At 60.5% G+C, this 24,137-nt stretch carries 22 protein-coding genes; 6 read left to right on the forward strand and 16 right to left on the reverse strand.

The features are described from left to right. Positions 1-42 precede the first annotated feature (42 nt). The gene (locus tag AB4N41_RS02215) at positions 43-510 is read right to left on the reverse strand and encodes a ferritin-like domain-containing protein (RefSeq protein ID WP_252876775.1); all 468 of its coding nucleotides are present in this window, start codon (positions 508-510) and stop codon (positions 43-45) included. A 206-nt stretch (positions 511-716) separates the two neighbouring features. On the opposite strand from AB4N41_RS02215, the gene AB4N41_RS02220 reads away from it, so the two are divergent. Further along, positions 717-953, forward strand: a complete 237-nt coding sequence (locus AB4N41_RS02220; RefSeq protein WP_003227425.1) for a DUF3820 family protein — start codon at positions 717-719, stop codon at positions 951-953. A 30-nt stretch (positions 954-983) separates the two neighbouring features. Then, complete coding sequence (locus AB4N41_RS02225; protein WP_252876776.1) at positions 984-2,165, forward strand: aminotransferase class V-fold PLP-dependent enzyme; 1,182 nt, start codon at positions 984-986, stop codon at positions 2,163-2,165. Here the strand turns inward: AB4N41_RS02225 and AB4N41_RS02230 are convergent. The 4 genes from AB4N41_RS02230 to zwf all read right to left on the reverse strand — a co-directional run bounded on the left by AB4N41_RS02230 (position 2,162) and on the right by zwf (position 5,755). Continuing rightward, entirely contained in the window at positions 2,162-2,734 is a 573-nt protein-coding gene (locus tag AB4N41_RS02230; protein ID WP_150637501.1) for a peptidase associated/transthyretin-like domain-containing protein, read from the reverse strand. The two genes, AB4N41_RS02225 and AB4N41_RS02230, sit on opposite strands and share 4 nt — an antisense overlap. Positions 2,735-2,905: 171 nt before the next feature. Further along, a complete protein-coding gene (locus AB4N41_RS02235; protein WP_252876777.1) occupies positions 2,906-3,571 on the reverse strand; it encodes a bifunctional 4-hydroxy-2-oxoglutarate aldolase/2-dehydro-3-deoxy-phosphogluconate aldolase in 666 nt (221 codons plus the stop codon). 17 nt (positions 3,572-3,588) lie between these two features. After that, positions 3,589-4,302 (reverse strand): 6-phosphogluconolactonase, encoded by a 714-nt coding sequence (gene pgl, locus AB4N41_RS02240; RefSeq protein ID WP_252876778.1) that lies wholly within the window; start codon positions 4,300-4,302, stop codon positions 3,589-3,591. Continuing rightward, entirely contained in the window at positions 4,289-5,755 is a 1,467-nt protein-coding gene (zwf, locus tag AB4N41_RS02245) for a glucose-6-phosphate dehydrogenase (RefSeq protein WP_016773537.1), read from the reverse strand. The genes pgl and zwf overlap by 14 nt, the downstream gene beginning before the upstream one ends. Positions 5,756-5,981: 226 nt before the next feature. Here zwf and AB4N41_RS02250 point away from each other — a divergent pair, with 226 nt between their 5' ends. Next, entirely contained in the window at positions 5,982-6,842 is an 861-nt protein-coding gene (locus AB4N41_RS02250) for a MurR/RpiR family transcriptional regulator (RefSeq protein ID WP_169842436.1), read from the forward strand. A gap of 208 nt (positions 6,843-7,050) precedes the next feature. Here AB4N41_RS02250 and AB4N41_RS02255 read toward each other — a convergent pair whose 3' ends face one another. The 11 genes from AB4N41_RS02255 to edd form a co-directional block, all read right to left on the reverse strand. Continuing rightward, positions 7,051-7,905: a D-hexose-6-phosphate mutarotase gene (locus AB4N41_RS02255; protein ID WP_252876779.1), complete on the reverse strand. Its 855-nt coding sequence runs from the start codon at positions 7,903-7,905 to the stop codon at positions 7,051-7,053. Positions 7,906-8,228: 323 nt separating this feature from the next. Continuing rightward, positions 8,229-9,578, reverse strand: a complete 1,350-nt coding sequence (locus AB4N41_RS02260; protein ID WP_016773536.1) for a carbohydrate porin — start codon at positions 9,576-9,578, stop codon at positions 8,229-8,231. Positions 9,579-9,771: 193 nt separating this feature from the next. After that, entirely contained in the window at positions 9,772-10,932 is a 1,161-nt protein-coding gene (locus AB4N41_RS02265; RefSeq protein WP_041479770.1) for an ABC transporter ATP-binding protein, read from the reverse strand. 2 nt (positions 10,933-10,934) lie between these two features. Further along, entirely contained in the window at positions 10,935-11,780 is an 846-nt protein-coding gene (locus AB4N41_RS02270; RefSeq protein WP_039758116.1) for a carbohydrate ABC transporter permease, read from the reverse strand. Further along, positions 11,773-12,681 (reverse strand): carbohydrate ABC transporter permease, encoded by a 909-nt coding sequence (locus AB4N41_RS02275; RefSeq protein ID WP_016773533.1) that lies wholly within the window; start codon positions 12,679-12,681, stop codon positions 11,773-11,775. Before AB4N41_RS02275 ends, AB4N41_RS02270 begins: the two co-directional genes overlap by 8 nt. Positions 12,682-12,895: 214 nt before the next feature. Then, entirely contained in the window at positions 12,896-14,197 is a 1,302-nt protein-coding gene (locus AB4N41_RS02280) for an ABC transporter substrate-binding protein (RefSeq protein WP_024014061.1), read from the reverse strand. Between the two features lie 118 nt (positions 14,198-14,315). Next, on the reverse strand, positions 14,316-15,575 hold the full coding sequence (locus tag AB4N41_RS02285; RefSeq protein WP_252876780.1) for a D-mannose isomerase: 1,260 nt from the start codon (positions 15,573-15,575) through the stop codon (positions 14,316-14,318). A gap of 335 nt (positions 15,576-15,910) precedes the next feature. Next, complete coding sequence (locus tag AB4N41_RS02290) at positions 15,911-17,380, reverse strand: ATP-binding protein (protein WP_056787959.1); 1,470 nt, start codon at positions 17,378-17,380, stop codon at positions 15,911-15,913. Further along, a complete protein-coding gene (locus tag AB4N41_RS02295; protein WP_236168331.1) occupies positions 17,370-18,101 on the reverse strand; it encodes a response regulator in 732 nt (243 codons plus the stop codon). The genes AB4N41_RS02290 and AB4N41_RS02295 overlap by 11 nt, the downstream gene beginning before the upstream one ends. Before the next feature lie 180 nt (positions 18,102-18,281). Beyond that, positions 18,282-19,241, reverse strand: a complete 960-nt coding sequence (locus AB4N41_RS02300; protein ID WP_056787957.1) for a glucokinase — start codon at positions 19,239-19,241, stop codon at positions 18,282-18,284. Beyond that, a complete protein-coding gene (edd, locus tag AB4N41_RS02305) occupies positions 19,238-21,064 on the reverse strand; it encodes a phosphogluconate dehydratase (RefSeq protein WP_252876781.1) in 1,827 nt (608 codons plus the stop codon). Before edd ends, AB4N41_RS02300 begins: the two co-directional genes overlap by 4 nt. Positions 21,065-21,284: 220 nt before the next feature. Between edd and gap the strand changes: the two genes are divergently transcribed. The 3 genes from gap to AB4N41_RS02320 all read left to right on the forward strand — a co-directional run bounded on the left by gap (position 21,285) and on the right by AB4N41_RS02320 (position 24,080). Then, a complete protein-coding gene (gene gap, locus AB4N41_RS02310) occupies positions 21,285-22,286 on the forward strand; it encodes a type I glyceraldehyde-3-phosphate dehydrogenase (protein ID WP_016773526.1) in 1,002 nt (333 codons plus the stop codon). A gap of 199 nt (positions 22,287-22,485) precedes the next feature. Then, on the forward strand, positions 22,486-23,013 hold the full coding sequence (locus AB4N41_RS02315; RefSeq protein WP_095181483.1) for an RNA polymerase sigma factor: 528 nt from the start codon (positions 22,486-22,488) through the stop codon (positions 23,011-23,013). Between the two features lie 101 nt (positions 23,014-23,114). Beyond that, positions 23,115-24,080 (forward strand): FecR family protein, encoded by a 966-nt coding sequence (locus tag AB4N41_RS02320; protein ID WP_150637495.1) that lies wholly within the window; start codon positions 23,115-23,117, stop codon positions 24,078-24,080. The last annotated feature ends 57 nt before the right edge of the window (positions 24,081-24,137 follow it).

The raw sequence follows: 24,137 nt of genomic DNA on the forward strand, positions 1-24,137 counted from the left end.
AAACGCCAGACAAGCTGGCGTTTTTTTTCAGCCGACTAACTCTTACGAGCTCGCACGAGCCTGGTTGCGCAGGGCTTTCACCTGGTCGTGGTTGCGTTGTACGCCGTGATATTGGCGTTCAACCAGATCACGAATACCCACCAGGTTGTGCTTGGTGATTTTCTCGAGGGCTTCTTTGTAGGCCTTCAGTGCGTGGTCTTCACCGCGCTCTGCTTCGTTCAGCACAGCCTCTTCGTCTTTACCGGTGAACATGGATTTGACGTCGACCCAGCGACGGTGCAGATCACCGGCAACGCTGGTCGAGGTTTCCGGATCGCCGCCCAGCGAACGTACCTGAGCCTGCAGCTCGGCTGCTGCGGTGGCGCAATCAGCGGAGCGAGTCACGAACAGGGTTTTCAGTTCTGGGTGCTTGATGTCTTCAGCGCAAGTCTTGAACCCTTCCTGACCGTCCTTGCAGGTTTCAATCAGGTCGTTGAGTACAGAAATGGCTTCTTTTTTCATGTCGGTCATTTTTCAATTCCTTGCGATGGGTTGAAGATGCAAGGGATATTGCAGTGTGCGTGCCAGCTTTTTGATCGGATAAAAAACCTTTATTTTCAACAACTTACAAAAGATTGAACCATCTGTATGCTGGTTTTTTGCATGATCTGTCATTTGGCCTGCATGCAGAATGCCTGTATTTTCCAGGCTGTGATGTGAATCGATGAAGCGTGCTGATGAATCCGGAAAAACTCGAACTGCTGATCACCCGCGAAATGCCCTTCGGCAAGTACAAAGGGCGGATCATTGCCGACCTGCCTGGCCCCTATCTGAACTGGTTTGCCCGTGAAGGCTTTCCCCACGGTGAACTCGGTGGCCTGCTGGCGCTGATGCAGGAGATCGACCATAACGGCCTGTCCGACCTGCTCGAGCCGCTGCGCGCAAAACACGGCAAACCCGCCCCGCGCCACTGACGCGCCCTTCCCTCTTGAGCCTTGCCGACCATGCCTGACAACACCCGCCGCGCCCGTGACGAAGCCTTCTGGCAAACCTTTGCCGATCGATACGATGTGCAGCCCGGTCCGGTCAATCTGGAAAACGGTTACTTCGGGCGCATGTCGCGCACAGTGATCGAGGAGTACCAGCGCAATATCGAGCTGATCAACGCCAGCAACTCGATTTATGCACGCCAGCGCTTTGAACAGCACGACAACCTTGAGATCCGCGCGCAACTGGCCGAACTGATTGGCGTGCGCGCGCAAAGCGTGGCGCTGACGCGCAATGCCACCGAAGGCCTGCAATCGCTGATCCGCAATTACAATCGTCTGCAACCGGGTGATCAGGTACTGATCTGCGACCTCGAGTACGACACGGTCAAGGGCGCCATGCGCTGGCTGGCGAAGCAGCGTGGCGTTGAGGTCATCGAAATTGCCCACCACCATCCCGCCAGTTTCGACAGCCTGCTGGAAAGCTACCGCGAGGCGTTCGTCCGCCATCCAAAACTCAAACTGATGGCCCTGACCCACGTCACCCATCGCACCGGTCTGGTTATGCCCGTGCAAGCCATCGCCGCGCTGGCCAAAGAGCATGGCGTCGACATCATCCTCGACGGTGCCCACGCCCTCGGCCAGATTGAATTCGACCTGCAAGCGTTGGGCATCGCTTTCGCCGGTTACAACCTGCACAAATGGATCGGCGCACCGCTGACCCTCGGCTTTATCTATATCGCCCCGCAGCGTCTCGCCGACATCGATCCGGACATGGGCGAGATGCATTACCCGGTCAGCGATATTCGCGCGCGGACCTCGTACAGCACGCCGAACATCCCGGCACTGATGACCTTGCCGCTGGTGTTCGAAGAGCACGACGCGCTCGGCGGCGCCGCAGCCAAAAGCCCACGCCTGAGTTACCTGCGCAACCTGTGGGTCAGCCGGGTCCGGCACCTGCCGGGCATCGAGGTGCTGACGCCGGACGACCCGCAACTGTATTGCGGGATCACCGCGCTGCGCTTCACCCGGCATGCCGATCAGCAGGCCATGGCCGAGCGTCTGCTCAGCGAATTCAACCTGTTCACCGTGGTGCGCACCGGCGCCGCGTGCGGGCCGTGCATTCGCATTACCCCGGGGCTGACCACCACGGCTGGCGAGATGGAGCAGTTGGTTCGGGCGCTGGACCAACTGCGCTAGAACGGCGCTCCGGAGTTTTTTTCGTAGCCTTCCAGGCCAAGCTGCGACGACACGGCGAAGGTGTCGATGCCGAGGGTCTGGCAGGCGAAGGCACCGTCTTCAAGATCGGCGCCGGCGATCGGCTGCAACACCAACCGCAAGGCGTCCTCGGCGGCACCTTCACAGCCGCAGCGGCCTGGGACGTGCAAGGTGCCGGCCCAAGCCTCGTGGTGAGCTTGCGCTCCTGCTTCGTCGCCGGGAATGAATACGTTCAGCTTCAGGCAAGCAGCGCCGTGCGCCAGTCGGTCCGGATAGACACTGGTGAAACGGACGATGCCATGGCTGTCGGTCGATTGACTGCCGCCCAGGCTGGTGTCGCCATCGACACGCTGTTGAATGCGCACCAGCGCGCCGATGACCGGCTCGCTGGTCATCGCATCGACCAGCGACAGACGCAGGACCAGCGGCAAGCCTTGGACACCTTGGCTGATATTGCGCACTTGAGATTCAGCTGCGGGCCGGCCGAGGGGAAGTTGCTTCGGTTGATAACGGGATTGTGGCGTAAGGGTCAGAGACTGAAGGTCGTCCATGAGGCGTTCTCTCTTCCATAAGATGGACGCAGATTAACCCCGTGAAAAAGTCAGCGTGCAGTAACTATGTATCGCCGCATGTACCGGCAATTTTTTTCAGCGCAAAAAAAAGGTGCGCCGACCAAGCGCACCATAAAGCCGTAAAGCACACAACGAAGTGTCGGGTAACGATCAGTCCAGCAGCGCCAAGGCTTCGGCAGTGCATTCCTGAATGCGGGACCAGTCGCCGTTCTTGATCCACTCCGGATCAAGCATCCAGCTACCGCCCACGCACATGACGTTTTTCAGCGCCATGTAGCTCTTGATATTGGCCGGGCCGACGCCGCCAGTCGGGCAGAATTTCACTTCGCCGAACGGGCCGCCGAGGGCCTTGATTGCCGCCACGCCACCGCTGACTTCCGCCGGGAACAGCTTGAAGCGGCGATAGCCCAGACCGTAGCCTTCCATGATCCCCGAGGCGTTGCTGATGCCCGGCAACAGCGGAATCCGGCTGTCGACGCTGGCTTCGAGCAGGTCGCGGGTGATGCCCGGGGTGACGATGAACTGCGAGCCTGCCGCTTCCGCCGCTGCGAGCATGTTGCGGTCGAGCACGGTGCCGGCACCGGTCATCAGTTCCGGGCGCTGTTCGCGCAGGATCTGAATGGCCTTGAGGCCGAACTGCGAACGCAGGGTCACTTCCAGCGCAGTCAGGCCACCGGCGGCGAGGGCGTCGGCCAGCGGCAGCACGTCCTGTTCGCGAGCGATGGTGATCACCGGCAGGATCCGCGCCTTGGCGCAGAGACTGTCGATCAGGGCAACTTTGTCCGCCATGGAAACGGTCGGGGATGGGGTTGTCATAGCGGCTGTTCCTTGGCTCATGGGCACCAGTAAATCTCTAACGTAGGTTGCAGAAACGCGCGCACCGGCATGGCCGCAACGTCATCGGATGCCAGCGCGGCATTCAGGGTGGTCAGTTTCGATTGACCGGAAATCGACAGAATCTTGTGCCGGGCCGAGGCCAGCAGCGCGCGGCTCATGGTCAGGCGCTGACGCGGCACGCTTGGCGCCAGCATCGGCCAGCAACGGCGCGTGCCATCGGCTTGCAGGGCTTCGGCGAGGTTCGGGCTGTCGGGGAACAGCGATGCGGTGTGACCGTCATCGCCCATGCCCAATACCAGCACGTCGATCGGCGGCAATTCCGCGAGCAAGCGATCAGCCTGTTCAGCAGCCTGCTCGACGTTGGCCGCCGCGCTGTAGAGGCTGAGGAACTGTGCCTTGGCTGCCGGGCCTTTGAGCAGATACTGCTTGAGCAGACCGGCATTGCTGTCGGCGTGTTCGACCGGCACCCAACGCTCGTCAGCGAGGGTCACAACGACCTTCGACCAGTCCAGCTCCTGCTTGGCCAGGTGCTGGAAAAACGCTACCGGGCTGCGCCCGCCGGACACCACCAGTACCGCGTTGCCGCGCGCGGCAATGGCCTCGCTCAATTGCTTGGCAACGTTCAGCGCCAGGCCTTCGGCGAGCAGCACCGGGCTGTTGAATTCGCGGGCAGTCACGCCCGTCGGCAGTTGCACATCAGATATCGCCATACCACGACCTCCCGTCCCGCGTGATCAAAGCAATGGAGCTCATCGGCCCCCACGACCCGGCCGCATACGGCTTGGGCGCGTCACCGGATTTCTTCCACCCGGCGATCAGCTGGTCACACCACTTCCACGCGGCTTCGATTTCATCTTTACGGACAAACAGGTTCTGATTGCCGTTCATCACTTCCAGCAACAACCGCTCGTAGGCATCGGGGATCCGCGCGCTACGCCAGGTGTCGGAGAAATTCAGTTGCAGCGGGCCGCTGCGCAGTTGCATGCCCTTGTCCAGGCCCTGCTCTTTGGTCATCACGCGCAAGGAAATGCCTTCGTCCGGTTGCAGGCGGATGATCAGTTTGTTGCTGATCTGCAGACGCTGCTCCGGGGCGAAGATGTAGTGCGAGGGTTCCTTGAAGTGGATGACGATCTGCGACAGCTTTTGCGGCATGCGCTTGCCGGTACGCAGGTAGAACGGCACGCCGGCCCAGCGCCAGTTGCGGATGTCGGCACGCAGGGCGACGAAGGTTTCGGTGTCGCTCTGGGTATTGGAATTCGGTTCTTCGAGGTAACCCGGAACGGATTTGCCTTCGCTGTGGCCGGCGATGTACTGGCCGCGCACCACTTGTGTGGTCAGGCCTTCCGGACTGATCGGCGCCAGCGCCTTGAGCACTTTTACCTTTTCGTCACGGATGCTGTCGGCGGACAGGTCGGCCGGCGGGTCCATGGCAATCAGGCAGAGCAGCTGCAACAGGTGATTCTGGATCATGTCGCGCAGCTGGCCGGCCTTGTCGAAATAGCCCCAGCGGCCTTCGATGCCGACCTTCTCGGCCACGGTGATTTCCACGTGGGAGATGTAATTCTGGTTCCACTGGGTTTCGAACAGGCTGTTGGCGAAACGCAGGGCGATCAGGTTCTGAACGGTCTCTTTGCCCAGATAGTGGTCGATGCGGTAGGTGCGGTCTTCCGGGAAGAACTGCGCTACTGCGTCGTTGACCTTGCGCGACGACTCCAGGTCAGAGCCGATCGGTTTTTCCAGCACCACGCGAGTATTTTCGGCCAGACCGACTTTCTCGAGGTTCTCGCAGATCGCGCCGTACACCGCCGCCGGGGTGGCGAAGTAGGCAATCATGCGCTGGCTGCTGCCGGCCAGTTCCGCCAGCGCCACGTAATCCTCAGCCTTGAGGAAGTCGACATGCAGATAGGTCAGGCGCGCGAGGAAGCGCTCGGCCACGGTTTCGTTCAGCTCTTTGCCGACATAACGGCGCAATTCGGCGGCGATGAACGCCATGTGCTGCTGCTCGCTGCCGGGCTCACGGGCCAGCGCGATGATGCGCGTGTCCTCGTGCAGCAGGTCGGCACCGTCAAGGTGATACAGGGCAGGAAACAGCTTGCGCAGGGCCAGATCGCCAAGCGCGCCGAACAAGGCAAAGGTGCACGGTTCAACCGTAATGGAAGGCATGATGTTTGTTCTTTTATCAAGTTAAGCTACAAATACCTTTTTTCAAGGCATCACTCAAGGGAAAATGTAGTAATAACCACAACATTTTCGCAGAATACTCAATCCGAGTGGTGGTCGCCCGGACGCATCAGTAGGATAGGCCACCGTCACGGGCCATATCAAAGGCCCAATTTGCATAGCCCGACGCAACTCTGCGTCGGTGAATCAGGAATTCCATATGGACCGCGTGCGAAATTTACTGGAACAGATCCAGAGTCGCCTTGAAGAGCTGAACAAGGCCGAACGTAAGGTCGCCGAGGTGATTCTGCTCAACCCGCAGCAGGCCACCCGCTTCAGCATCGCCGCCCTCGCCCAAGCCGCCTCGGTGAGCGAACCGACGGTCAACCGTTTCTGCCGCTCGTTCGGTGTCAGCGGCTACCCCGAACTCAAGCTGCAATTGGCCCAGAGCCTGGCCAGTGGCGCGGCGTATGTCAGCCGCGCGGTCGAGGCCGATGACAATCCCGAGGCGTACACGCAGAAGATCTTCGGCAGCGCCATCGCTTCCCTGGACAGTGCTTGCCAGGCGCTCGACCCGAACCTGATCAGCCGCGCCGTCGACCTGTTGATCCAGGCCCGGCAGATCCACTTCTTCGGCCTCGGCGCTTCGGCCCCGGTGGCGCTGGATGCGCAGCACAAGTTCTTCCGCTTCAACCTCGCTGTCACTGCCCACGCCGATGTGCTGATGCAGCGGATGATTGCCTCGGTGGCGCACACCGGCGAGCTGTTCGTGATCATTTCCTACACCGGGCGTACCCGCGAACTGGTGGAAGTGGCGCGAATCGCCCGGGAGAACGGTGCTTCGGTTTTGGGCCTGACAGCGGAGAATTCACCACTGGCCAAAGCCAGTACCCTGAGCCTGAACATTCCACTGCCGGAAGACACCGACATTTATATGCCGATGACCTCGCGGATCATTCAGTTGACCGTGCTGGATGTGCTGGCAACGGGAATGACCTTGCGCCGTGGCGTGGATTTCCAGCCGCATCTGCGCAAGATCAAAGAGAGTTTGAATGCCAGCCGGTATCCGGTTGGGGATGAATTCAACTAAAGATCAAAAGCCCCCTCACCCCAGCCCTCTCCCGGAGGGGAGAGGGAGCCGACCGAGGTGTCTTGCGCAGTACATTGACCTGAAATATCCAGTCGATTATGGATTCAGAACTGCACTTTCACGTCGGCGTAATTCTTGAGCATCCCCCATTCGGTCCCCTCTCCCTCTGGGAGAGGGCTAGGGTGAGGGTATCGGTGTACTTGACGCACTAAGCCGCCGCCCACGCCTGCAAACTCAAATGCGCCTTCTCCCCCGGCGCCAGGTGCAGACTGTCCGTGCCGCCCGCCGCTGCTTCCACGCAGACGAATTCGGAAATCTCGTCCCAACTCACCCCCAGCAACGGCCGCGCGCCGGGATGCCAGACGACGGTGTCGCCGCTGTCACCGGTATCGATGCACAACTCGCGCTGCCAGGCGTGATCCTTGAGCTGCAATTCGCCGTCATGCTGGAACACCCGCTGACAGCCGCCATCGACCCGCAACTCGCCTTCCTGCTGGCAAACCCGACGATTCAACTGGTCATAACCCTGAGCGCCTTCGAGCCCAGACAGCGCTATCTCACCAACATCGCCTATACGCCAGTAAGCGTGCAAAGCCTGGCTCAACTGGCACGGCATGTCGTCCTGATGCTCGGTGCTCAGCCGTAATTCCATGCGTTCGCCCAGGTGCGCGTGCAGGTCGACCTGCCAATCGCACAACTGCAATTGCCAGTGCAGGCGCACGCCGTCTTCGGCGCTGCTGCTGTCGAGCAGTTTCCAGTCGAGCAGTCGCGCCCAACCATGGGACGGCCAGGCGTTTTCGCTCGGATGACGGCCATACCACGGCCAGCACACCGGCACGCCACCGCGAATCGCGCCGACATGCGGCCACTTCGCCGCGCACCACAACCACGGCTTCTGCCCACGCGGCTGAAAGTGCAGCAACTGCGCACCCTGCCGACTGAACACCGCCTGACACAGCGGATGATCGATCACCAACACGTCGCGCATCTGATAGCGCTCCCAGGCGAACACCGGTCGCTCGCGCAGGGATTTGAAGAAGCGTTGCAGCGGATGCTCATGCATTGGCTACGGTCCTGAAAATCATGGGGGTACAATTACCTTTGTGACCCTTGAATACTGTGGCGAGGGGATTTATCCCCGTTCGACTGCGAAGCAGTCGCAAACCTGGAAAACGGCCTCTCGCTGATACACCTCAGTGGATGGTTTTGGGGCCGCTTCGCAGCCCAGCGGGGCGGTGCGACGTTTCGCTAAATCCCCTCGCCACAAAAAGCTCTCCAGCCACAAAAAATCATCAAGCAACACATCTGACCTGTGTCACAAAAAAAAGCGGACAGCCTGGGCTGTCCGCAAAATGCGCACATAGAGAGGAGCTTATCGCAGACGCGTTAGAACGTTGACTGAATTTTCAGGCCAGCGACCAAAGCGTTATCGACTTCATCCACACCGCCCGGATGGGTGATGTATTGCAGGTTGGGACGCACGGTCAGCCAGTTAGTGACGTGGATGCCGTAGTTGAGCTCGTAGTTGTACTCGGTCTCACGAATCGGCGAGAACGCGGCGTTGTCGTAGTCGGACACACCGTTGGCAGCGTTCAGCAGTTCAGCGTTGCGCTTGACATCCTTGTTGACGTGGATACGCGCCGCGCCGATACCGATGTCATCCTTCGGACGCGCGTCGAACGGGCCTTTGTAGACAAACATCACCGACTGGTAGTTGTCGATGAAGTTGGTGTCCTTGTCGTGGAAGGTCGCGTTGGCGGCGATGTTCAGACCACGAGTCGCATCACCGTTGTGGCTGGTGAGTTGCTGTTGCGCAACGAACCAGTAACCGCTTTTGCTGTTGTGCGACTTGTAGTCATCACCGGTGGTTGCCGCATCGAGACCGTTGACGTCTTCGCGAACGTCGTCGGCATCGGCCGTGCTCTTGTAGTAACCGACGCGGTATTCGCCCGGCAGGCTGTTGACCTTCGGCGACCAGACCAACTCAACCGGCAGCACGGTACCTTTGGTGCCGCTGCCGCTGAGCTTGAAGCCGTTGCCGTGTTCCAGTTGCGACGGGTTCTGGTTGTACGCACCGATCTGCGCGTAGAGCTCGTCGTTGATGTTGTACTTCACACGGATCGCGGCCTGGCTGACGGGCCAGTTGTACCAGATGTTGGTCGCCCAGTTACCCACTTGCGAACCGCAGAACGCCAGGTTCTGGAAGTCGCACGGGAAGGTGTTGAAGTCTTCGCCTTCGCCGAAGTAACCGGCCTTGACGTCGAGTTTGTTGTCGAAGAACTGGTGCTGAATCCACAGTTGGGTCAGACGCACCATGTGGCCACGGCCGTAGACTTCCTGCGAGGAGCTGAGGGTGCCGGCACGCGGATCGCCAACGCGGTCGTTGGAGATGTTGTAGCCGTTACGATTGGTCAGCTGGATCTTCGCCTGGGTGTTGTCCCAGCCCCACAGCTTCTGCAGGTCGAGGGCCACGCCCAGACCGAACTGGTCGGCATAACGCGCAGTCTTGTCGTCGTTGTAACCGCCGTTCAGGTTGGCGCCCATCTCGCCAACGTAGTCGGCCTTGATGTCGATACCCTGCTCGATCAGCTTGGTGCGCTCGCCGCCCCAGTCGCCGGTCATCCACTTGGAGTCGGAGCTGAACGCATCCGCCGCCATTGCATTACCGGCCAGCACCAGTGCAGCTGCCGCTGAAACCTGGCAGATCAACCGGGCATTGACGTGTTTCTTTTTCATCCCTACATCCTCGTCTTTATTGTTATTAACTGTTTTTATCTAACGCGGTTTACATAAAGTGCAGTGCTCGACAGGCCGGGCACTGCTTGCCCCCTGTGGGAGCGAGCCTGCTCGCGAATGCGGTGTATCAGGCGACATCAATGCTGGATGTCAGACCGCTTTCGCGAGCAGGCTCGCTCCCACATTTTGTACTTCAGCGGCCTTTGAACTGCGCCACATTCGCCGACCGGGTCTCTGTCTGCACCTGGCCCGCAACGCCCAGACGCTCGCCGGTATTGGCGTCGAACAACAACACTTTCGATGGATCGAACTGCAGCGTCAGGCTTTCGCCCACCTGCGGTGCCACGTCCGGCGCCAGTCGGCAGCAGACCTTGGTGTCATTCAGATTGACGAACACCAACGTGTCCGGACCGGTCGGTTCAGTGACCTGCACTTCGGCACGGATGCTCGGCAGACCATTGCCCTCGCCATTCGCCAGAACAATCTGCTCCGGGCGCAGGCCGAGGATCACTTCGCGGTCTTCGAGGCCGGCGTCCTGCATGCTCATCGGCAATTCGCAACGGGCCTGACCGCTGTCGAGCAGCGCCAGCAGGCGACCGTCCTTGCGCTGCAAACGCAGGGGGATGAAGTTCATCGGCGGCGAACCGATGAAGCTTGCGACGAACAGGTTGGCCGGGTCGTTGTAGATGTCTTTCGGCGTGCCGAACTGCTGAATGATGCCGTCCTTCATCACCGCCACCTTGTCGCCCAGGGTCATCGCTTCGATCTGGTCGTGGGTCACGTAGACCGTGGTGGTTTTCAGACGCTGGTGCATCAGTTTCATTTCGGTACGCATCTCGACGCGCAGCTTGGCGTCGAGGTTCGACAGCGGTTCGTCGAACAGGTAGATCTTCGGCCGCCGCGCCAGGGCACGGCCCATCGCCACGCGCTGTTGCTGACCACCGGAGAGCTGGCCCGGCTTGCGATTGAGCAGGTGTTCGATCTGCAACAGCTTGGCGACACGGGCGACTTCTTCGTCGATCGCTGCCTGCGGCATCTTGCGGATCTTCAGGCCGAACTCGATGTTCTCGCGCACGCTCATGGTCGGGTACAGCGCGTAGGACTGAAACACCATGGCGATGTCGCGATCCTTGGGGCTCATGCCGCTGACGTCCTGATCACCGATCATGATCGCGCCGCCGGTGATGGTTTCCAGACCGGCGATGCAGTTCATCAAGGTCGATTTGCCGCAGCCCGACGGGCCGACGAGGATCAGGAATTCACCGTCCTTGATCGACAGTTCGATGTTCTTCAGGGTGTCCGGCAGGCCGGCCCCGTAGGTCTTGTTTACGTTGCGAAGTTCAAGCGTAGCCATGATTACCCCTTGACCGCGCCGGCCGTCAGCCCGCGCACGAAATACTTGCCTGCGACCACATAGACCAGCAGGGTCGGCAGGCCGGCGATCATCGCCGCTGCCATATCCACGTTGTATTCCTTGGCGCCGGTGCTGGTGTTGACCAGGTTATTGAGCGCCACGGTGATCGGTTGCGAATCACCGCTGGAGAACACCACACCGAACAGGAAGTCGTTCCAGATCTGGGTGAACTGCCAGATCAGGCAGACCATGATGATCGGCGTCGACATCGGCAGAATGATGCGGCGGAAAATCGTGAAGAAACCCGCGCCATCCAGACGCGCAGCCTTGACCAGCGCATCGGGAATGCTCACGTAGTAGTTGCGGAAGAACAGTGTGGTGAACGCCAGACCGTAGACCACGTGCACGAACACCAGACCGGTGGTGGTGCTCGCCAGGCCCATCTTGCCGAGGGTGAACGAGGCCGGCAGCAGCACAGTCTGGAACGGCAGGAAGCAGCCGAACAGCAGCAGACCGAAGAACAACTGCGAACCACGGAAGCGCCACATCGACAGCACGTAACCGTTCAACGCACCGATGGCGGTGGAGATGATGACGGCCGGTACGGTGATCTTGATCGAGTTCCAGAAGTAGCCGTCAACCGTGGCCCAGGCCTTGACCCAGCCGATGCCGCTGACCACGGTCGGCCAGCTCAGCAGGTTGCCGGTGCTGATGTCTTCCGGGGTCTTGAAGCTGGTCAGCAACATCACCACCAGCGGCACCAGATACAGAAACACCGCAAGGATCAGCACCGCGTAGATCGCGATGCGGCTCAAGCTGATGGCGGGTTTGGCAGCAAGACTAGTCATGACGCTTGGTCCTCAGCTCGGAATACAGGTAAGGCACGATGATCGCGAGGATCGCACCGAGCATCAGAATCGCACTGGCCGAGCCCATGCCCATCTGGCCGCGACTGAAGGTGAAGGAATACATGAACATCGCTGGCAGGTCGGAGGAATAACCAGGACCGCCGGCGGTCATTGCCGCAACCAGGTCGAAGCTCTTGATCGCGATGTGCGCGAGGATCATCACCGCACTGAAGAACACCGGACGCAGGCTTGGCAGCACGACTTTCCAGTAGATGCGCGGCATGCTCGCGCCGTCGATCTGCGCGGCACGGATAATCGATTGATCAACGCCACGCAGGCCGGCGAGGAACATCGCCATGATGAAGCCCGAGGCTTGCCACACAGCGGCGATCACCAGGCAGTAGACCACGCGATCGGGGTCGATCAGCCAGTCCAGACGGAAGCCTTCCCAGCCCCAGTCACGCAACAATTTGTCCAGGCCCATGCCCGGGTTGAGCAGCCATTTCCATGCGGTACCGGTGACGATCATCGAGAGCGCCATCGGGTACAGGTAAATGGTGCGGATAAAGCCTTCGCGACGGATGCGCTGGTCGAGGAACACCGCCAGCAATACGCCGATCACCAGGGTAATGCCGATGAACATGCCGCCGAACACGGCGAGGTTCTTGCTCGCCACCCACCAGCGATCGTTGTCGAACAACCGCGCGTATTGCGCCAGACCGGCCCACTTGTAGTTGGGCAGGAAGGTCGAGGTGGTGAACGACAGAATGAACGTCCACAGGATGTAGCCATAGAAGCCCACCAGCACGATGAACATGCTCGGCGCCAGCACCAGTTTCGGTAGCCAGCGCTGCAATGCATCGAACGGCGAGGCCTTGCTGAACACAGCAACAGAACTCATGGGGAAATCCACAATAAGGGTTTACGAAAGCATTCCCTTGCAGGAGTGAGCCCTGTGGCGAGGGGATTTATCCCCGATCGACTGCGCAGCAGTCGCGAAATCATTACATGCGGTATTTCAGACACTGCACCGCTGCAACTTTCCGGGGTCGCTTCGCAACCCATCGGGGATGAATCCCCTCACCACAAAGGCTCACTCCTACAGGGGCCAAGCATTACTTGGCCGACTGAACCGCCGCGCCGAGTTTCTTCGCCGCATCGGCCGGGTCGGCTTTCGGGTCGTTGATGTAGTTGGTGACTACGTCAAAGAACGCGCCCTGCACCGCCAGCGTGGTCGCCATGTTGTGCGCCATGCTTGGTTGCAGGCCGCCGGACTTGGCGTCCGCGAGGAAGTCCTTGGCAGCGGTCTGCGCGCAGGAATCGAAGCCGAGCTTGTCCATGTTGTTCAACATGTCGTTGCGCACCGGAATCGAGCCTTTGTTGATGCTGAAGACTTTCTGGAAGTTCTCACCCAGCACGACTTTGGCGATGTCCTGCTGACCGGCCGCAGTGCCTGCGTCCTTCTGCTTGAACACGGCCAGCGAGTCGATGTTGTAGGTGAACGCCTTGTCGGTGCCCGGGAACGCTACGCACTCGTAGTCCTTGCCGGCGACTTTCTTGGCGGCGGTCCATTCGGACTTGGCCCAGTCACCCATGATCTGCATGCCGGCCTTGCCGTTGATGACCTTGGCCGCTTCGAGGTTCCAGTCCTGGCCTTTGCCGTCCGCGTCCATGTAGGTCGCGACTTTCTTGAGCTCAGTGAGCGCCTTGACCATTTCCGGGCCGGTCAGCGCTTTGTTGTCGAGATCAACCAGGGCTTTCTTGTAGCCATCCACGCCCATGACCGAGAGCACCACGGCTTCGAACACGGTGCTGTCCTGCCAAGGCTGACCGCCGTGGGCGAGCGGAATGAAACCCGCCGCTTTCAGCTTGTCGCCGGCCGCGTAGAACTCTTCGAGGGTGGTTGGATTCTTGGTGATGCCGGCTTTCTTGAAGACTTCCGGGTTGATCCACAGCCAGTTCACGCGGTGAATGTTCACCGGCACGGCCACGTAATCACCGTCGTACTTCACGGTATCGGAGACTTTCTTGTCGAGCAGGCTGTCCCACTTTTCCGACTTGGCGACGTCTTTCAAAACGTCGGTGTCGAGCAGGCCGGTCGACGCCCATTCCTGGATGTCCGGGCCTTTGATCTGCGCTACGCCTGGCGGGTTGCCGGCAACGGCACGGCTTTTCAGCACGGTCATGGCAGTCGCACCGCCACCACCGGCAACAGCGCCGTCCTTCCAGGTGAAACCGTCTTTTTCGACTTGGGCCTTGAGCACATCGACAGCGGCTTTTTCGCCACCGGAAGTCCACCAGTGCACGACTTCGACCGAACCTTTGGAATCGGCGGCGGAGACACTGAGCGGCAGGATTGCGAGCGGGAACAGGGAGGCGACAGAAATGACAGTAGCGAGGCGAGAAATCGCATTCATTCGAGATGTACCTTTCTTGTTGTTATGCATTGCAAGTCTGGTGCTTGCGCTGCACGGAGTTTAAACAGAGCGTTTCGCTTCGCAGGTAACGAAGGGACGCGTAAATGTCACGACATGGTTACACAGCAACAGGCCGGGACGACTGCGCCAAAGCCGTGGCCATGCTTGGCGCCAGCGGCAATCGTGGAATCAGCACAGCCTGCCAGGCGTGATACAGATCGGGCTTGCCCGGCCAGATATCGGCACTCGGCACATTCTGCGGATTGAGTTCGTGGTGCCAACTGCCGTTGCAACGATCGATGAAATTCGTCTCACAGAATTCCCAGAACAGTCGGTACCAGGTTTCGTATTGCGCATCGCCGGTGCGTTTGAGCAAGGCGCTGGCGGCGGCGCTGGCTTCGGCGTGCGTCCAGTGCAGGCGATGGCGAACCACGGCCTGGTTATCCCAGTCGAGGGTGTAGACGATGCCCGGCGCGCCATCGACATTCCAGCCGTGGCGGCAATTGTTTTCGAAGAGTTTTTGCGCATCGAGGGCCAGCCAGCCCGGCGTGAGCATGCCGGCCTGCACTCGCGCGGCTTCAAGATGCAGGAGCAAGCGCGCCCATTCGAAACCGTGGCCCGGCGTGGTGCCGTAAGGACGGAAACCGTCGGCGGGGTTGTCGTGGTTGTATTCGCGCAGCGGTTGCCAGTCGCGATCGAAGTGTTCGATGACCATGTAACCGTTGGCCGCAGCGTGGCCATGGATCACCCGCTCGACGATGCGCTGGGCGCGCACCAGCCAGCGCGGATCTTCAGTGACATCGGCCAGCGCGAGGAATGCTTCGGTCGCGTGCATGTTGCTGTTGGCGCCGCGATAGGCTTCTTCTTCGCTCCAGTCGCGGTTGAAGAATTCGCGCATGGCGCCCTCTTCTTCGCTCCAGAAATAAGTGTCGATGATGTCGATTGCGTCATCGAGCAAAGCCTGGGCGCCGGGCCGTTGCGCGACCACGGCAGAGCTGGCGGCGAGTGCGACAAAGGCGTGCAGATAGGCGTTCTTGCCGGTGTTGTCGTCACGATGCTGGGCAACCGCAAACCAGCCGCCATGCAGCGCATCACGCAGCGGCCCGCGCAACGCGGCGATACCGTGGTCGACCAGTTCGGCAAACCCCGGCAGGCCCTGAATGTGCGCCATGGCGAAGCTGTGGGTCATGCGCGCGGTGTTCATGGTTTCGGCTTGTGCGTGCGCAGGCAAATGGCCGCGTTCGTCGAGGTTGCCGAAGCCTTCGGGCAGTCGTGATGCCTTGGCAAAATCCAGCAGACGCAGGCCTTCGGCGGCTAGCCATTGCTGGTGGGCAGGGGCGTTCAGCCAACTGCTGAAGTCTGGGTGAAAGGTGTCCATGGCGTGACCCTTTTTTGTTGTTAGGACTGCGGGCAGTCTAAACAACGGGCCGGGGCGGGCTTGTAACGAAGGGGACGGGGTTTGTCACTGGCTCGTGACAAAAGAGAAGAGCAAAAGCACCCTCACCCCAACCCTCTCCCGGGGGGAGAGGGGGCCGACCGAGGTGTCTTGCGTCCTCCGTCGACCTGGAACCACTGAGTCGATTATGGATTGGGTAATGCCCCGAACCGATTTGGGATTCGATATTGCACGTTCAGGTCGGCGTATCTCTCAAGCATCCCCCAATCGGTCCCCTCTCCCTCTGGGAGAGGGCTAGGGTGAGGGGCTTTTCGGGGCTAATCCACAGACCGAGGCAACTGCAACGTCACCCGCAACCCGCCCTCACGCAGATTCTGCAACGTCACCTCGCCGCCATGGCTATGGGCAATGTTGCGCGCAATGCCAAGGCCCAAGCCATAACCCTGCTGCTGCCCCGCCAGGCGGAAGTGCGGCTCGAACACTTGCTCCAGCCGCTGCTGCGGCACACCCGGCCCTTCATCGTCGACGTGCAAAACGAACGCGCTGTCATCGTCATCGATGTGCAGATGCGCGTTCTGCCCGTACTTCAAGGCGTTGTCGATCAGGTTGCCGATGCAGCGCTTGAGCGCCAGTGGTTTGCCCGGATACGCCGACAGCGCGCGGCCATGCTGAGTGACGCGGCCATTGCCGTTCGGCGCCAGATATGGCTCGACCAGACAATCGAGGACATGATTGAGATCCACCGGCTCGATGTTCTCGTGGATGTCGGTGTCCTTGACACATTGCAGCGCGCCTTTGACCAGCAACTCCAGCTCATCCAGATCGCGGCCGAACTTGGCTTGCAGCTGTTCGTCCTCGAGCAGTTCGACGCGCAAGCGCAGGCGGGTGATCGGCGTGCGCAGGTCGTGGGAAATCGCGCTGAACAACTGGCTGCGTTCGGTCAGGTAACGGCTGATGCGTTCGCGCATGGTGTTGAACGCGCGGCCAACTTCGACCACTTCACTGCCACCGCCCTCCGCCACTGGCTCGACGTCCGCGCCCAGCGACAGATCCCGCGCCGCCCGCGCCAGACGCTTGAGCGGCCGGCTCTGCCAGTGCACCAGCAGGCCGATGAACAACAACAGAAAGCCGCTGGTGAGGACGATAAACCACACCTGCTGCGCCGGCAGGCCTTGTTCTTCGAGACTGGTATACGGCTCGGGCAGCAACGAGGCGATGTACAGCCATTCGCCCGGGGCCATTTGAATCTGCGTGACCAGCACCGGCGGATTCACCGGTTCAAGCGTCAACGCGTAGTGCGCCCAGGAGCGCGGCAATTCATCAAGTTTCAGCCCGGCGTTGAAAATGCGCAGGTCTTCGGGACTGACGAAGGTCACCGAAATATCCGTGTCATGGCCCAGAGACTGGCGCAGCACTTCGTCCACCGCTTGCATCACCGCAGCCTTGCGCGGCGTCACCGGCAGCACGTCCATGCCCAGCGGCTTGTCGTTCAGCGTCACGACAAACCGGGTGCCACCCATGCTGCGCAACTGATCGAGCACCAGCGGTCGATAGGCCACTGGCAAGGAACGGAAATAGCTGACGCTGGCAGTCATCGAATGCGCCAGGCTGCGGGCACTGGTGACGAGGCCTTCGAGTTGAGTGGCGCGCAACTGCGATACCCAGATCACGCTCGACAGCGTCTGCGCGAACAGCACCGCCAGCAGAGTCAGCAGCAGCATCCGCCCGAGCAGTGAGCGCGGCACCGGTATGCGACTGGCGAATTTGCGCAGCGACTCAGTGAGCATTGCCGGCAACCACATTGGCTGCCAACTGATAGCCGCTGCCGCGCACGGTGCGGATCAACCGTGGCGGTTTTTCGGTGTCGCGCAAGCGTTGGCGCAAACGGCTGACGGCCATGTCGACAATGCGATCGAGCGGCATCAGATCGCGGCCACGGGTGGCGTTGCCGATGGTGTCGCGGTCGAGGATTTGCTGCGGATGATCGAGGAACAGTTTCAGCAGAGCGAAATCGGCGCCGGAAAGGATCACTTCCTCGCCGTCAGTGTGGAACAGCCGATGGCTGACCGTGTCCAGGCGCCATTCGTCGAAGACCAGCACTTCGCTGCCGCTACGTTCGTGGGCGAACTGTGCGCGGCGCAGCAGGGCCTTGATCCGCGCTTGCAGTTCGCGCGGGCTGAACGGTTTGCCGAGGTAGTCATCAGCGCCAAGTTCGAGACCAATCACGCGGTCGGCTTCGTCGGAACTGGCAGTCAGCATGATGATTGGCACCTGTGCCTGACGCGGGTGCTGGCGTACCCAACGGCACAGGCTGAAGCCGTCTTCGTCGGGCAGCATGACATCGAGGATCACCAAATCGCTCGGCGCCTCGTTGAGCGCCTGACGAAAACCGGCACCATCGGCGGTGGCCCGCACCTGGAACCCGGCGCGGGTCAGGTAGGTTTCCAGCAACTCGCGTATTTCCTGGTCGTCATCGACCAACAATATCGACTTGTTGACTGAGCTCACTTCGAAGGCATCCTTGTTGTTGGAGTTGGGGCGGATTATGCCTTAAGCATCAAACTAACAGACACTACAGAAACCCTTGTGGGAGCGAGCCTGCTCGCGAATCGGTTTTAACATTCAACAGATCTGTTGACTGACACACCGCTTTCGCGAGCAGGCTCGCTCCCACAATTGGATTGCATTTCAGGTCGGGATTGATTGATCCAGCGCCACACCGGCACCAACGAGGCCGGAGTACGGCGCCGTCACCAGCCACACCGGGATGCCTTTGAAGTAATCGCTCATGCAGCCTTTGTCGGCGAAGCAGCGGGCGAAGCCGCTGGCGAGGAAGAAATCGGCGAAGCGTGGAATCACCCCGCCAACGATAAACACCCCGCCGCGCGCGCCGGTGGTGAGCACGTTGTTGCCGGCAACGCGGCCGAGCCAGCAGCAGAATTGCTCGAGCACTTCCAAAGCGATCGGGTCACCGGCAAGGCCAGCGGCGGTGATCGCTTCCGGCGTTTCAAGCGTAGGCTCATGACCATCCACCGCGCAGATCGCCCGGTACAGTCGAGGCAGGCCGCCGCCGCTCAACGCGGTTTCCGCGCTGACATGGCCGATTTCGTTGTAGATGTGTTGCCACAGTTGCGTTTCGCGTGGACTGCTCAGCGGCAGGTCGACATGGCCGCCCTCGCCCGGCAACGCCGCGAAGCGCCCTTCGCCGAGATCGAGCAAGGTGCCGACACCCAGGCCAGTGCCGGGGCCGATCACCACCGCCGGGCGCAACGGCTCCGGCGTGCCTTCGCAGACCACGCGGAATTCGCCCGGCTGCAAGCGGGTCATGCCCAGCGCCATCGCCGAGAAGTCGTTGGTCAGCAACAACTGCTCGACCTGCAAGGTCTTGCAAAACGCGCTGCGGCTGAGCCGCCAGTGGTTGTTGGTGAACTTGAATTCATCGCCACTCACCGGACCTGCCACCGACAGGCACACTGAACCGATCGAACCCGGCGCCAGGCCGAGCCCGCTCAGGTACAGAGCGATTGCCTCTTCCGGGCTGGCGAAGTCGGCCGTGGCCAGCACCTGAACCGATTGCAGTTGCTGGTTTTGCCACAACGCGAACCGCGCGTTGGTGCCTCCGATGTCGCCGACCAAAGCCAGTTTCAATTAAGCGTCTCCAGGGCAGAAGTGAAGGCGCTGGCGCCCTGCTCCGCCGAGCTGAAGGCCATGCGCATGAAGCCAAACAGCTCGCGGCCGCTGCCAATGTTGTTGCCCAACAGGCCCTTGGCAGGTTCGCGCGCTGCAAATTCGGCGGCGTCGACCTTCAGTTCCAAGGTGCCTTTGACGCCATCGACGCGGATGATATCGCCCTCTTGCACGCGCGCCAAAGCGCCACCGACATAAGCTTCCGGGCTGACGTGAATCGCTGCGGGGATTTTCCCCGACGCGCCGGACATGCGCCCGTCAGTCACCAATGCCACTTTGAAGCCGCGATCCTGCAGTACGCCGAGGAATGGCGTCATCTTGTGCAGCTCGGGCATGCCGTTGGAGCGCGGCCCTTGAAAGCGCATCACGGCGACAAAATCCTTCTCCAGCAGACCGGCCTTGAATGCGTCCGCCAGGTCTTGTTGATCCTGGAAGACCATCGCCGGTGCTTCGACGATCTGATTTTCCAGCGCAACCGCAGAAACCTTCATCACGCCGCGACCGAGGTTGCCTTCCATCACCCGCAAGCCGCCCTCCTGCGAGAACGCACGGGACACCGGACGCAGAATGTTTTCGTCGAGACTGTCAGTCGGGCCTTCGCGCCAGACCAGCTCACCGTTATCGAGGAACGGCTCCTTGGTGTACTGGCTCAGGCCATGGCCGAGCACGGTGTTGACGTCTTCATGCAGCAGGCCTGCGCCGAGCAGTTCGCGGATCAGGAACGACATGCCGCCCGCTGCCTGGAAGTGGTTGATGTCGGCTTTGCCGTTCGGGTAGACGTGGCTCAGGGTCGGGACGACTTCGGAAAGGTCGGCCATGTCCTGCCAGGTCAGTTGAATGCCAGCGGCCATGGCGATGGCCGGCATGTGCAGAGTGTGGTTGGTCGAGCCGCCGGTGGCGTGCAGGGCAACGATGGAGTTGACCAGCGCCTTTTCGTCGACGATTTCGCCGATCGGCATGAAGTTGCCGTTCTGCTTGGTCAGGCGCGTGACCTGATGCGCGGCTTCGCGGGTGAGCGCGTCGCGCAGCGGCATGTTCGGGTTGACGAAAGAGGCGCCCGGCAAATGCAGGCCCATGACTTCCATCAGCAACTGGTTGGTGTTGGCGGTGCCGTAGAAGGTGCAGGTGCCCGGGCTGTGGTAGGACTTCATCTCCGATTCCAGCAGCTCTTCGCGGGTCGCCTTGCCTTCGGCGTACTTCTGGCGGACGTCGGCTTTTTCCTTGTTGGAAATCCCCGACACCATCGGCCCGCCCGGTACGAAAATGGTCGGCAGATGACCGAAACGCAGCGAACCCATCATCAGGCCCGGAACGATCTTGTCGCAGATGCCGAGCATCAGCGCGCCGTCAAACATGTTGTGCGACAGCGCCACGGCGGTGGACATCGCGATCACTTCGCGGCTCGGCAGGCTCAGTTCCATGCCCGGCTCGCCTTGGGTCACACCGTCGCACATTGCCGGAGTGCCGCCGGCGAACTGACCGACCGAGCCGATTTCGCGCAGGGCGTTCTTGATCTGTTGGGGGAAAACTTCGTACGGCTGGTGCGCCGAGAGCATGTCGTTATACGAAGACACAATGGCGATGTTCGCCGAGTTCATCATCCGCAGGCTGTGCTTGTCTTCAGTGCCGCAACCGGCCACGCCGTGGGCGAAGTTGGCGCATTGCAGCTTGCCGCGCATCGGGCCGTCGGTGGCGGCGCCGCGAATCAATGCAAGGTAAGCCTGACGCGTGGCGCGGCTGCGGGCGATAAGCCGTTCGGTGACCTCAAGAACGCGGGGATGCATGTGTAGAACTCCAGGCTAACGGATGTGGCGACCTGATTGTCTATGCTGATCAAACGCCGTTGTTGTTGGAATGACAGACGGCTTTTTTGACCATTCGGACCAGTTGATTCAGGTCACTCGTTGTAGATAAAACAAAATATTGCCACTAAAAAGGCTTGTTTTCTATTTTTATGCGAATAATCTTGTAATTCCAACAACAAAACGACGGCGGCGCTGTTCCATGACTCTTCGAATCGCAATCAATGGTTTTGGCCGCATCGGCCGTAATGTCCTGCGCGCACTGTATACCCAAGGCTATCGTCAAGACCTGCAGATCGTCGCGATCAACGATCTGGGTGACAGTTCGATCAATGCCCATCTGCTCAAATACGACACCGTCCACGGCACTTTCGACGCCGAAGTGGCGCACGATAACGAAAGCCTGACGGTCAATGGCGACCGCATCGCGGTCAGCGCCATTCGCAACCCGGCCGACCTGCCGTGGGCCGCAGAAAAAATCGACGTAGTGTTCGAATGCACCGGGCTGTTCACCGACCGTGCCAAAGCCGCCGCGCATATCAGCGCCGGCGCCCGCAAGGTGATCATTTCTGCCCCGGCCAAAGGCGCGGACGCCACCGTCGTTTATGGCGTCAACCACGACATTCTGCGTCAGTCGCACCAGATCATTTCCAACGCTTCGTGCACCACCAACTGCCTCGCGCCAGTGGCGCAGGTGCTGCATCGCGAGTTGGGGATCGAAAGCGGCCTGATGACCACCATCCACGCCTACACCAACGACCAGAACCTCACCGACGTCTATCACAGCGACCCGTACCGCGCCCGTTCCGCCACGCAGAACATGATCCCGAGCAAGACCGGCGCAGCCGAAGCGGTAGGCCTGGTGCTGCCGGAACTGGCGGGCAAACTGACCGGCATGGCTGTGCGCGTACCGGTGATCAACGTGTCGCTGGTCGACCTCACCGTGCAACTGAAGAAAGAAGCCAGTGCCGACGAAGTCAACGCCCTGCTGAAAGCGGCGAGCCAGCATTCGAAAATTCTCGGTTACAACACCTTGCCGCTGGTTTCCAGCGACTTCAACCACAACCCGCTGTCGTCGATCTTCGACGCCAACCACACCAAAGTCAGCGGCAAGTTGCTGAAAGTGCTGGCCTGGTACGACAACGAATGGGGCTTCTCCAACCGCATGCTGGATAACTGCCTGGCGTTGTGTAACGCCGAATAAACCCGGCCGGTCCCCAATCCCTGTGGGAGCGAGCCTGCTCGCGAAAGCTGTCTGTCAGTCGATATGGAATTGACTGACACGACGCCTTCGCGAGCAGGCTCGCTCCCACAGGAGATCCGATTTCAATTCGAAATCAGCACTTGACCATTTAGCTGGATGATAAGCATTATCATTCGCTCGAAATGGATCAGGTCCTCCCGTGAGTCAATCGCGCTTCAACCACGTCTTCCTCGCCCAGCGCACTTCCCTGCTGCGCACGCTGGAACGGATGGTCAACAATCACAGCACCGCTGAAGACCTGTTGCAGGAGACCTACCTGCGCGTCACCCGAGCGTTGAGCGAACGGGCCATCGATCACCTTGAACCCTTTGTCTTCCAGACCGCGCGCAATCTGGCGCTGGATCATTTGCGTGCGCGCAAGATTCATGCGCGGACCATGGTCGACGACGTGCCGCAAGATGTCGTGCAGAGCATCGCCGCGCCGGCCAGCAGCGCCGAAGACGCCGCCCACGCCGAACAACTGCTGGAGCGTTTGAACGTGAGCCTCAGCCAACTCAGCCCGCGCCAGCAACAGATCTTCATCCTCAGCCGCCTGCACGGGCACAGCTATCAGGAAATCGCTGATGAACTTAATGTTTCGCTGAGCACCGTGCAGAAAGAACTGAAACTGATCATGTCGATCTGCATCGGTGTTGCCGAACGACATAACGGCAGCGGCAAGCTTTGAGCTGCAAGCTACAAGTAAAAACAAAAAGCGGTAACGCATCCGGCTTGCAGCTTGCAGCTTGAAGCTAGAAACTGCTTCGCCAGAAGCCCTGAGGAACCACCGTGACGGACACCCACCGCTCGCCTTCGCCCGATTCGGCGCGGGACGCTGCAGCTGCAATGGACCAGGCGCTGGACTGGCTCATCGTGCTCGGCAGCCCGGATGAGGAACAGACCCGGCAATTTCATGCCTGGCTGGCGGCTGATCCGTTGAATGCCGAGGCGTTCGCCAAGGCCCAGGCCATCTGGGACGGCCCGCAAGTCGCACTGTGCGCCGAGGCTCTGGCGACAAAACCGGTAAAAATCACCTTCCTCAAACGCTTGCGCCCACACTGGAAACCGCTGGCCACCGCTGCGGTGCTGATCCTTGGGCTGTTCAGTTTCAGTAATTTGCCGATGCGCATTCAAGCGGATCACCTGACCGTGGTCGGCGAGCGTCAGCGACTGCAACTGGAGGACGGCTCGAAGGTCCTGCTCAATACCAACTCGGCGTTTTCCAGCACCATCAACGATCAACAGCGCGTGGCCCGGCTGTTTCAGGGCGAGGCGTTTTTCGAGATCGCCAGCGGGCGCAATCAGCCGCTGGAGATCGACGCAGGTCCGGTAACGGCCAGCGTCCACGACACCGCATTCGCCGTGCGCTACCTCGACGGGGTCGCGCAAGTGAATGTGCAGCGTGGCGATGTCGATCTGCGCGCCACCCACAACGATGCCAGGGTGCGCCTGCGCGCCGGGGAGAGCATTCGCATCGGCCCCAACGGTTTTGATCGCCCGGCCAAGCTCGACGCCAATGCCGATCTGGCCTGGGTTGAAGGCCGCCTGGTGTTCGAGAACTGCCCGCTGAATCAGGTGCTGGCCGAGCTGCGCCGCTACTACCCGGGCTGGATCATCAACAACAACGAGCAACTGGCCGACGTCGCCGTCACCGGCAATTACCGTCTCGACCAGCCGCTCGACGTGGTCCGCTCCCTCGCCCACATCACCTCGGCGCGCCTGCAGGAATTCCCGGCGCTGGTGATCCTTAACTGAATGAGAATTATTTTTACTCGATAGCCAGCGACAGTACGTCTCGTTATAGCCAATGCA

It is taken from the genome of Pseudomonas sp. S2_A10 (assembly GCF_054668465.1).

Excerpts from the sequence above, each read along its gene's own strand:
- AB4N41_RS02220 (WP_003227425.1), top strand. The coding sequence starts at position 717 with ATGAATCCGGAAAAACTCGAACTGCTGATCACCCGCGAAATGCCCTTC.
- gap (WP_016773526.1), top strand. The coding sequence starts at position 21,285 with ATGACTCTTCGAATCGCAATCAATGGTTTTGGCCGCATCGGCCGTAAT.
- AB4N41_RS02260 (WP_016773536.1), bottom strand. The coding sequence starts at position 9,578 with ATGAAAAAGAAACACGTCAATGCCCGGTTGATCTGCCAGGTTTCAGCG.
- AB4N41_RS02225 (WP_252876776.1), top strand. The coding sequence starts at position 984 with ATGCCTGACAACACCCGCCGCGCCCGTGACGAAGCCTTCTGGCAAACC.
- zwf (WP_016773537.1), bottom strand. The coding sequence starts at position 5,755 with ATGCCTTCCATTACGGTTGAACCGTGCACCTTTGCCTTGTTCGGCGCG.
- AB4N41_RS02270 (WP_039758116.1), bottom strand. The coding sequence starts at position 11,780 with ATGACTAGTCTTGCTGCCAAACCCGCCATCAGCTTGAGCCGCATCGCG.
- AB4N41_RS02280 (WP_024014061.1), bottom strand. The coding sequence starts at position 14,197 with ATGAATGCGATTTCTCGCCTCGCTACTGTCATTTCTGTCGCCTCCCTG.
- AB4N41_RS02285 (WP_252876780.1), bottom strand. The coding sequence starts at position 15,575 with ATGGACACCTTTCACCCAGACTTCAGCAGTTGGCTGAACGCCCCTGCC.
- AB4N41_RS02230 (WP_150637501.1), bottom strand. The coding sequence starts at position 2,734 with ATGGACGACCTTCAGTCTCTGACCCTTACGCCACAATCCCGTTATCAA.
- AB4N41_RS02235 (WP_252876777.1), bottom strand. The coding sequence starts at position 3,571 with ATGACAACCCCATCCCCGACCGTTTCCATGGCGGACAAAGTTGCCCTG.
- AB4N41_RS02265 (WP_041479770.1), bottom strand. The coding sequence starts at position 10,932 with ATGGCTACGCTTGAACTTCGCAACGTAAACAAGACCTACGGGGCCGGC.
- pgl (WP_252876778.1), bottom strand. The coding sequence starts at position 4,302 with ATGGCGATATCTGATGTGCAACTGCCGACGGGCGTGACTGCCCGCGAA.
- AB4N41_RS02275 (WP_016773533.1), bottom strand. The coding sequence starts at position 12,681 with ATGAGTTCTGTTGCTGTGTTCAGCAAGGCCTCGCCGTTCGATGCATTG.
- edd (WP_252876781.1), bottom strand. The coding sequence starts at position 21,064 with ATGCATCCCCGCGTTCTTGAGGTCACCGAACGGCTTATCGCCCGCAGC.
- AB4N41_RS02215 (WP_252876775.1), bottom strand. The coding sequence starts at position 510 with ATGACCGACATGAAAAAAGAAGCCATTTCTGTACTCAACGACCTGATT.
- AB4N41_RS02290 (WP_056787959.1), bottom strand. The coding sequence starts at position 17,380 with ATGCTCACTGAGTCGCTGCGCAAATTCGCCAGTCGCATACCGGTGCCG.
- AB4N41_RS02255 (WP_252876779.1), bottom strand. The coding sequence starts at position 7,905 with ATGCATGAGCATCCGCTGCAACGCTTCTTCAAATCCCTGCGCGAGCGA.